This is a genomic window from Catenuloplanes nepalensis, from assembly GCF_030811575.1.
In the GTDB taxonomy this organism is placed as follows: domain Bacteria; phylum Actinomycetota; class Actinomycetes; order Mycobacteriales; family Micromonosporaceae; genus Catenuloplanes; species Catenuloplanes nepalensis.
This window is the reverse complement of sequence record NZ_JAUSRA010000001.1, coordinates 1-9,763: the sequence shown is the minus strand read 5'-3', so window position 1 is coordinate 9,763 and position 9,763 is coordinate 1. Positions and strand designations below refer to the sequence as shown.

Sequence of the window (9,763 nt, the reverse complement as noted above, 5' to 3'; positions counted from 1 at the left end):
CTACGACAGGATGGTCTTGCGGACGTGCAGTGCGTAGAGCCAGACCAGGCCGAAGATGACGCCAAGTGCGGTCAGCGACCAGTGCAGGAACCCGCCGGCCAGCAACGCGATCTGCAGCGCGCTGCCGCCGTGCCACGCCCACGGCCGGCGCATCAGGCCGGCCAGCGCGATCGCGGCCACGGTCAGCGTGATGACCAGGCCGATCGCGATCGGGCCGAGGTCGCCGCCGAGCAGCCGGATCGGCTGGATCGCCAGCAGCAGGATGACGGCTTCCATGATCAGGGTGCCGGCGCCGAGGCCGCGCACCGCGCCCTCCGGGTTGCGCAGCCCGGAGGGCTTGCGGTCGGGATCGCTCATCGCTTCAGCAGTGCCCGGGCGTCCGCGACCGTCACCATCGAGCCGGTGATCAGCACGCCGACGCCGCTCATGCCGCCCTCGGTGTCGGACTCGGCCAGCTCGACCGCGCGCTCGATCGCGTCCGGCATCTCCGGCAGCACGTGCACCCGGTCCTCGCCGAAGATCTCGTCCGCGATGACGGCCAGCTGCTCCGGCGGCATGCACCGGGGCGACGAGTTCCGCGTGATGATCAGCTCGGAGATGACCGGTTCCAGCAGCTCCAGCACGCCCTCGACGTCCTTGTCCGCGAGCATGGCGACCACGCCGACGAGGTTCCGGAACATGAACTCGTCCTCGACGGCCTTGACCGTCGCTTTCATGCCGTGCGGGTTGTGCGCGCCGTCGACCAGGATCGTCGGCGCGTGCCGGACCCGCTCCAGGCGGCCGGGCGAGTCGACGTTCGCGAAGCCCTCGCGGACGATCTCCTCGTTCAGCTCCTTGGCGTTGCCGGCGCCGAGGAACGCCTCGACGGCCGCGAGCGCCAGCGCCGCGTTCTGCGCCTGGTGCTCGCCGTGCAGCGGGATGAAGACCTCGTCGTACCGGGCGCCGAGGCCCTGGAGGTTCACCACCTGGCCGCCGAGCGCGACGGCCCGCTCGATCACGCGGAACTCCGCGCCCTCGCGGGCGAGTGTCGCGCCGACGTCCGCACAACGCTGCAGCAGCGGGCGGGCCGCCTCTTCGTCCTGCACCGCGGTGATGACCGTGGAACCGGGGTGGATGATGCCGGACTTGGCCAGCGCGATGTCCTCGATCGTGTCGCCGAGGAACTCCTGGTGATCCAGTCCGATCGGGGTGATCACGACGACGCCGGCCTGGATGACGTTGGTGGCGTCCTCCTCTCCGCCGAGCCCGACCTCGACCACGGCCACGTCGACCGGCGCGTCCGCGAAAGTCGCGAACGCCAGCGCCGTGGTCATGTCGAAGTAGGTCAGCGGCTCCGCGGCCCGGGCGTCGATCAGCTCGGCCAGCGGCTCGACCTCGGTGTAGATCGCCGCGAACCGCTCCTCGGAGACCGGCTCGCCGTCCAGGCTGATCCGCTCGCGCACCGACTCCAGGTGCGGGCTGGTGTACCGGCCGGTGTGCAGCCCGTACGCCCGCAGCAGCGAGTCGATCATCCGGGCCGTCGACGTCTTGCCGTTCGTCCCGGTCAGGTGGATCGACGGGTACGCCCGCTGCGGGCTCCCGAGCACGTCGAGCAGATCCTCGATCTTGCCGAGGTCGAACTCCATGCGGGTGAAGCCGCGCCCATCGAGCGCGGCCACCGCCTCTTGATAACTGCTCATGCCGCCCTTTTGTCGTTATGCCGCGGGCAGCGCGTCGAGCGCCGCCGCGATCCGGGCCAAGTCTGCCTCGGCCGCGGCGAGACGGTCCTTGATCTTCGCCACTACCGCCTCCGGTGCCTTGCCGACGAAGGCCTCGTTGCCGAGCTTCGCCTGGCACTGCGCCTGCTCCTTGGCCGCGGCGGCCCGGTCCTTCTCCAGCCGCGCCCGCTCCGCCTTCACGTCGATCGTGCCGCGCGTGTCCAGCTCCACGGTCACCTGGTCGGAGACGGCCAGCGTCGCCGAGGCCGCGAAGTCGCCGTCGGCCGCGTTCAGCCGGGCCAGCGAGCGGATCAGCGACTCGTGCGCCGCGATCCCGGCCGTGTCCAGGCCGGCCAGCCGCGCCGTGACCCGCTGGGTCGGCTTCACGCCCTGGTCGGAGCGGAACCGGCGGATCTCGGTGACCACCTTCTGCAGCGTGGCCAGCTCGCCCTCGGCCGCGTCGTCGATGCGCGCCGGGACCGCGACCGGCCACGGGGCCCGCACGATCGTCTCACCGCCGGTCAGCGCCAGCCACAGCTCCTCGGTCACGAACGGCACGATCGGGTGCAGCAGCTTGAGCAGCTTGTCCAGCACCTCGCCGAGCACCCGGCGGGTCGCGTCCGCGGCCGGGCCGCCGGCCTGGAGGACCGGCTTGGCCAGCTCGACGTACCAGTCGCAGACGTCGTCCCAGGCGAAGTGGTAGAGCGTGTCACACACCTTCGCGAACTCGAACGCCTCGAACTGCGCGTCGACCTCGCCGATCACGTGGTGCAGCCGGGACAGGATCCAGCGGTCCACGGTGGACAGATCGGTGGGCAGGCCGCCCTCGATGGTCGCGCCGTTGAGCAGCGCGAACCGGGTCGCGTTCCACAGCTTGTTGTTGAAGTTCCGGGAGCCCTGGGTCCACTCCTCGGAGACCGCGACGTCCGAGCCCGGGTTGGCGCCGCGGGCAAGCGCGAAACGGGTCGCGTCCGCGCCGAACCGGTCGATCCAGTCCAGCGGGTCGACCACGTTGCCGAACGACTTCGACATCTTCTTGCCGTACTGGTCGCGGACCATGCCGTGCAGCGCCACGACGTCGAACGGCTGCTTGCCATCCATGGCATAGAGCCCGAACATCATCATCCGGGCGACCCAGAAGAACAGGATGTCGTAGCCGGTGACCAGCACGGACGTCGGGTAGAACTTCTCCAGCTCGGGCGTGCGCTCCGGCCAGCCGAGCGTGGAGAACGGCCACAGGCCGGAGGAGAACCAGGTGTCGAGCACGTCCTCGTCCTGGGTCCAGCCCTCGCCGGACGGCGGCTCCTCGTCCGGGCCGACACAGACGATCTCGCCGGCCGGGCCGTACCACACCGGGATGCGGTGGCCCCACCACAGCTGACGCGAGATGCACCAGTCGTGCATGTTGTCGACCCAGGCGAAGTAGCGCTTGGCCAGCTCCGGCGGCTCGATCCGGACCCGGCCGTCGCGCACCGCGTCCCCGGCGGCCTGCGCCAACGGCGTGGTGTTCACGAACCACTGCAGCGACAGGCGCGGCTCCACGGTCGTCTTACACCGAGAACAATGACCGACCGCGTGTACGTACGGGCGCTTCTCCGCGACGATCCGGCCCTCGGCGCGCAGCGCGGCCACGATCGCGGGGCGGGCCTCGAACCGGTCCAGTCCCTGGAACGGCCCGTGTGCGGAGATCACGCCGCGCTCGTCCATGATGGTCAGGCTGGGCAGCGAGTGCCGCTGGCCGATCTCGAAGTCGTTCGGGTCGTGGGCCGGCGTCACCTTCACCGCACCGGTGCCGAAGCTCGGGTCGACGTGCTCGTCCGCCACGATCGGGATGCGCCGGCCGGTGAGCGGAAGCTCCACCTCCGTACCCACCAGGTGCTTGTAACGCTCGTCGTCCGGGTGGACCGCGACCGCGGTGTCGCCCAGCATCGTCTCGGCGCGCGTGGTGGCGACCACGATCGCGTTCTCGCCCTCGCCGTAGCGGATCGAGACCAGCTCGCCGTCGTCGTCGCTGTGCTCGACCTCGATGTCGGAGAGCGCGGTGAGGCAGCGCGGGCACCAGTTGATGATCCGGTTCGCGCGGTAGATCAAGCCGTCGTCGTAGAGCTTCTTGAAGATGGTCTGGACCGCACGGGACAGGCCCTCGTCCATGGTGAACCGCTCGCGGCTCCAGTCGACGGAGTCACCGAGCCGGCGCATCTGGCCGAGGATCGCGCCGCCGGACTCCGCCTTCCACTGCCAGACGCGCTCGACGAAGGCCTCGCGGCCCAGGTCGTGGCGGGACTGGCCGCTCGCGGCGAGCTGGCGCTCCACCACGTTCTGGGTGGCGATGCCGGCGTGGTCCATGCCGGGCAGCCACAGCGTCTCGAAGCCCTGCATCCGCTTCCGGCGGATGATCGCGTCCTGGATGGTGTGGTCCAACGCGTGGCCGACGTGCAGCGAACCGGTCACGTTCGGCGGCGGGATGACGATGGCGAACGGCGGCTTGTCACTACGCGCGTCCGCCGTGAAGTACCCGTTGGACACCCACGACTCGTACCGCCGCTGCTCTACCTCAGCCGGCGCGTACTGGCTGGGGAGTTCGGTGGTCGGGCTCGTGCGGGCATCCGTCGTATCGGTCACCCGTCGATTCTACGAACCTGCGGCTGGGAGCCCTTCTCGGGGTTGAAACACGTCAGGGCCACCCCTCACGGGGTGGCCCTGATCAAAAGAAGTCCGGCGGCGTCCTACTCTCCCACACCCTCCCGAGTGCAGTACCATCGGCGCTGGCAGGCTTAGCTTCCGGGTTCGGAATGTGACCGGGCGTTTCCCTGCCGCTATAACCGCCGTAACACTATGAACTTAACCGGGTTCTTCACGGTTGTTTGTTCAGATATCACACAGTGGACGCGAGCAATCTCATCAAAGTTCGTGTAGTCAAGTCCTCGGCCTATTAGTACCGGTCAACTCAACACGTTACCGTGCTTACATCTCCGGCCTATCAACCCAGTCATCTACTGGGAGCCTTACCCCCATCACTGGGGTGGGATACCTCATCTTGAAGCGAGCTTCCCGCTTAGATGCTTTCAGCGGTTATCCCTTCCGAACGTAGCCAACCAGCCATGCCCATGGCAGGACAACTGGCACACCAGAGGTTCGTCCGTCCCGGTCCTCTCGTACTAGGGACAGCCCTTCTCAAGTATCCTACGCGCGCGGCGGATAGGGACCGAACTGTCTCACGACGTTCTAAACCCAGCTCGCGTACCGCTTTAATGGGCGAACAGCCCAACCCTTGGGACCTGCTACAGCCCCAGGATGCGACGAGCCGACATCGAGGTGCCAAACCATCCCGTCGATATGGACTCTTGGGGAAGATCAGCCTGTTATCCCCGGGGTACCTTTTATCCGTTGAGCGACACCGCTTCCACACGCAAGTGCCGGATCACTAGTCCCGACTTTCGTCCCTGCTCGACCCGTCAGTCTCACAGTCAAGCTCCCTTGTGCACTTACACTCAACACCTGATTGCCAACCAGGCTGAGGGAACCTTTGGGCGCCTCCGTTACCCTTTAGGAGGCAACCGCCCCAGTTAAACTACCCACCAGACACTGTCCCTGAACCCGATAAGGGCCCGAAGTTAGATACCCAGATCAACCAGAGTGGTATTTCAAGATTGCCTCCACCCGAACTGGCGTCCGAGCTTCACCGGCTCCCACCTATCCTACACAAGCCAACCCAAATACCAATGTCAAGCTATAGTAAAGGTCCCGGGGTCTTTCCGTCCTGCCGCGCGTAACGAGCATCTTTACTCGTACTGCAATTTCGCCGGGCCTGTGGTTGAGACAGTGGGGAAGTCGTTACGCCATTCGTGCAGGTCGGAACTTACCCGACAAGGAATTTCGCTACCTTAGGATGGTTATAGTTACCACCGCCGTTTACTGGCGCTTAAGTTCTCAGCCTCGCCATTGCTGGCTAACCGGTCCCCTTAACGTTCCAGCACCGGGCAGGCGTCAGTCCATATACATCGTCTTACGACTTCGCATGGACCTGTGTTTTTAGTAAACAGTCGCTTCCCCCTGCTCTCTGCGGCCATACCACGCTCCACCAGCAAGTGGCTTCACGCGTCCGGCCCCCCTTCTCCCTAAGTTACGGGGGCAATTTGCCGAGTTCCTTAACCACAGTTCACCCGTCGCCTCGGTATTCTCTACCTGACCACCTGTGTCGGTTTAGGGTACGGGCCGCTCAGAACTCGCTAGAGGCTTTTCTCGGCAGCATAGGATCACTGACTTCACCTGAATCGGCTCGGCATCACGTCTCAGCCTATATGTGTCACGGATTTACCTATGACACGGCCTACACGCTTACCCCGGCACTACCACTCACCGGGCTCAGCTACCTTCCTGCGTCACCCCATCGCTTGCCTACTACCCACCAGGATCCCAGACTCCACACTCTTGGACCGAAGTCCGCCAGCGCTTCGCGTGGTTAGCACAGCGAGGTTCGGCAGGGACGCTCTTTCGCGGGTACGGGAATATCAACCCGTTGTCCATCGACTACGCCTCTCGGCCTCGCCTTAGGTCCCGACTCACCCAGGGCGGATTAGCCTGGCCCTGGAACCCTTGGTCATCCGGCGGAAGGGATTCTCACCCTTCATTCGCTACTCATGCCTGCATTCTCACTCGTCCAGCGTCCACCACTAGGTCACCCTGCAGCTTCACCCGCTGAACGACGCTCCCCTACCCATCCACACCTAAATGTGAATGCCACAGCTTCGGCGGTGTACTTGAGCCCCGCTACATTGTCGGCGCGGAACCACTTGACCAGTGAGCTATTACGCACTCTTTAAAGGGTGGCTGCTTCTAAGCCAACCTCCTGGTTGTCAATGCGATCCCACATCCTTTTCCACTTAGCACACGCTTAGGGGCCTTAGCTGGCGATCTGGGCTGTTTCCCTCTCGACTACGAAGCTTATCCCCCGCAGTCTCACTGCCACGCTCTCACTTACCGGCATTCGGAGTTTGGCTGACTTCAGTAACCTTGTAGGGCCCCTAGGCCATCCAGTGCTCTACCTCCGGCAAGAAACACGTGACGCTGCACCTAAATGCATTTCGGGGAGAACCAGCTATCACGGAGTTTGATTGGCCTTTCACCCCTAACCACAGGTCATCCCCCAACTTTTCAACGTTGGTGGGTTCGGCCCTCCACGAGGTCTTACCCCCGCTTCAGCCTGCCCATGGCTAGATCACTCCGCTTCGGGTCTAGAACATGCGACTACGACGCCCTATTCAGACTCGCTTTCGCTACGGCTACCCCACCCGGGTTAACCTCGCCACATGCCACTAACTCGCAGGCTCATTCTTCAAAAGGCACGCCGTCACCCCAAAAGGCTCCGACGGATTGTAGGCGAACGGTTTCAGGTACTATTTCACTCCCCTCCCGGGGTACTTTTCACCATTCCCTCACGGTACTCGTCCGCTATCGGTCACCAGGAAGTATTCAGCCTTACCAGGTGGTCCTGGCAGATTCACAGCAGATTTCAGGAGTCCGCTGCTACTCGGGTGCCCTTCAAGGAGATCATGCGCTTTCACGTACCGGACTTTCACCGTCTACGGCCAGACATTCCAGACTGTTCCGTTAGCACAAGATTTTGTAACTCCTCCAGCGTGTGTCAGCACACCACGAAAGGTCCCACGACCCCGGTTATGCAACCCCTGACAGGTATCACGCATAACTGGTTTAGGCTAGATCCGCTTTCGCTCGCCACTACTCGCGGAATCACATGTTGTTTTCTCTTCCTGCGGGTACTGAGATGTTTCACTTCCCCGCGTTCCCTCCATACACCCTATGAATTCAGATGCAGGTGACACCACATGACTGGTGCCGGGTTCCCCCATTCGGAAATCCTGGGATCACAGCTTGGTTGACAGCTCCCCCAGGCGTATCGTCGCCTCCCACGTCCTTCATCGGCTCCTGATGCCAAGGCATCCACCGTTCGCCCTTAACAACTTGACCTACAAAAAACAAAGATGCTCGCGTCCACTGTGCAATTCTCAACAAACAACCAACCCACAACCACCACACACCAAATCAGCCAGCCCACAGGGCCACGATATTTGATGCAAGGTCATGCTTGGCGTTTCGTTCCTCGAAGACCCAACCTCACGGTTGTTCCTTCAGGACTCAACAGGGTGCTTATCAAATCTCGCCAGCCGCACTACAAGCCAACCGTTCCTGCCTCATTGCTGAGGTGTACTAGGAGTTGCAGCCGTTGCCGGCGATCTTCTAGGCCAGTGTCTCCGCCTATGAGCACCCCCACTCTGCATTCGAGAGTGGCGGGCTTCTCGCACCTTTTCAGGTGAAGAGGCTCCTTAGAAAGGAGGTGATCCAGCCGCACCTTCCGGTACGGCTACCTTGTTACGACTTCGTCCCAATCGCCAGCCCCACCTTCGACGGCTCCCTCCCACAAGGGGTTGGGCCACCGGCTTCGGGTGTTGCCGACTTTCGTGACGTGACGGGCGGTGTGTACAAGGCCCGGGAACGTATTCACCGCAGCGTTGCTGATCTGCGATTACTAGCGACTCCGACTTCACGGGGTCGAGTTGCAGACCCCGATCCGAACTGAGACCGGCTTTTTGGGATTCGCTCCACCTCACGGTATCGCAGCCCATTGTACCGGCCATTGTAGCATGCGTGAAGCCCTGGACATAAGGGGCATGATGACTTGACGTCATCCCCACCTTCCTCCGAGTTGACCCCGGCAGTCTCCCATGAGTCCCCGCCATGACGCGCTGGCAACATAGGATGAGGGTTGCGCTCGTTGCGGGACTTAACCCAACATCTCACGACACGAGCTGACGACAGCCATGCACCACCTGTAACCGGCCCCGAAGGACCCCGCATCTCTGCGAGATTTCCGGCTATGTCAAACCCAGGTAAGGTTCTTCGCGTTGCATCGAATTAATCCGCATGCTCCGCCGCTTGTGCGGGCCCCCGTCAATTCCTTTGAGTTTTAGCCTTGCGGCCGTACTCCCCAGGCGGGGCGCTTAATGCGTTAGCTGCGGCACAGAGAACCGGAGAGGTCCCCCACACCTAGCGCCCAACGTTTACAGCGTGGACTACCAGGGTATCTAATCCTGTTCGCTCCCCACGCTTTCGCTCCTCAGCGTCAGTATCGGCCCAGAGACCCGCCTTCGCCACCGGTGTTCCTCCTGATATCTGCGCATTTCACCGCTACACCAGGAATTCCAGTCTCCCCTACCGAACTCTAGCCTGCCCGTATCGAATGCAGACCCGCAGTTGAGCCACGGGATTTCACATTCGACGCGACAAGCCGCCTACGAGCTCTTTACGCCCAATAAATCCGGACAACGCTCGCACCCTACGTCTTACCGCGGCTGCTGGCACGTAGTTGGCCGGTGCTTCTTCTGCAGGTACCGTCACTTGCGCTTCGTCCCTGCTGAAAGAGGTTTACAACCCGAAGGCCGTCATCCCTCACGCGGCGTCGCTGCATCAGGCTTCCGCCCATTGTGCAATATTCCCCACTGCTGCCTCCCGTAGGAGTCTGGGCCGTGTCTCAGTCCCAGTGTGGCCGGTCGCCCTCTCAGGCCGGCTACCCGTCCTCGCCTTGGTAGGCCATTACCCCACCAACAAGCTGATAGGCCGCGAGTCCATCCCAGACCGAAAAACTTTCCCGACCGTCCCATGCGGAACAGAAGGAGTATCCGGTATTAGCCCCCGTTTCCGAGGGTTATCCCAAAGTCTGGGGCAGGTTACTCACGTGTTACTCACCCGTTCGCCGCTCGAGTACCCCGAAGGGCCTTTCCGCTCGACTTGCATGTGTTAAGCACGCCGCCAGCGTTCGTCCTGAGCCAGGATCAAACTCTCCAACGAAATCTAGAGAAAATCCGTCCCGGCAGTAATCAAACTGCCAAAGGAATTCCAACCGACGACACAGATCCGCAAAGATCATGCAGCCGGCCGGGGTATAAATCAATTGGCACTGGCTTTTAAAGCACCCTGTTGAGTTCTCAAAGAACAACCACACACCTCACCGTGACCGGCCTCAGCCGCACCCCGGTGTGGGGCATTCG

At 62.9% G+C, this 9,763-nt stretch carries 3 protein-coding genes and 3 rRNA genes; all 6 read right to left on the bottom strand.

Features of this window, described 5'->3' with window-relative positions; all coding sequences use genetic code 11:
* Complete coding sequence (locus tag J2S43_RS00030) at positions 1 to 357, bottom strand: DUF4233 domain-containing protein (protein ID WP_306826364.1); 357 nt, start codon at positions 355 to 357, stop codon at positions 1 to 3.
* Positions 354 to 1,679: a bifunctional folylpolyglutamate synthase/dihydrofolate synthase gene (locus J2S43_RS00025; protein ID WP_306826362.1), complete on the bottom strand. Its 1,326-nt coding sequence runs from the start codon at positions 1,677 to 1,679 to the stop codon at positions 354 to 356. The genes J2S43_RS00030 and J2S43_RS00025 overlap by 4 nt, the downstream gene beginning before the upstream one ends.
* A gap of 15 nt (positions 1,680 to 1,694) precedes the next feature.
* Positions 1,695 to 4,319 carry a valine--tRNA ligase gene (locus J2S43_RS00020; protein ID WP_306826361.1) on the bottom strand — a complete coding sequence of 875 codons (2,625 nt, stop codon included), beginning with the start codon at positions 4,317 to 4,319 and terminating at the stop codon, positions 1,695 to 1,697.
* A 91-nt stretch (positions 4,320 to 4,410) separates the two neighbouring features.
* Positions 4,411 to 4,527 (bottom strand): 5S ribosomal RNA (gene rrf / locus J2S43_RS00015).
* An 82-nt stretch (positions 4,528 to 4,609) separates the two neighbouring features.
* A 23S ribosomal RNA gene (locus tag J2S43_RS00010) occupies positions 4,610 to 7,685 on the bottom strand.
* Between the two features lie 360 nt (positions 7,686 to 8,045).
* Positions 8,046 to 9,563, bottom strand: a 16S ribosomal RNA gene (locus J2S43_RS00005).
* Together the 16S, 23S and 5S rRNA genes form the textbook arrangement of a ribosomal RNA operon.
* Positions 9,564 to 9,763: the final 200 nt, after the last annotated feature.

Excerpts from the sequence above, each read along its gene's own strand:
- J2S43_RS00030 (WP_306826364.1), bottom strand. The coding sequence starts at position 357 with ATGAGCGATCCCGACCGCAAGCCCTCCGGGCTGCGCAACCCGGAGGGC.
- J2S43_RS00025 (WP_306826362.1), bottom strand. The coding sequence starts at position 1,679 with ATGAGCAGTTATCAAGAGGCGGTGGCCGCGCTCGATGGGCGCGGCTTC.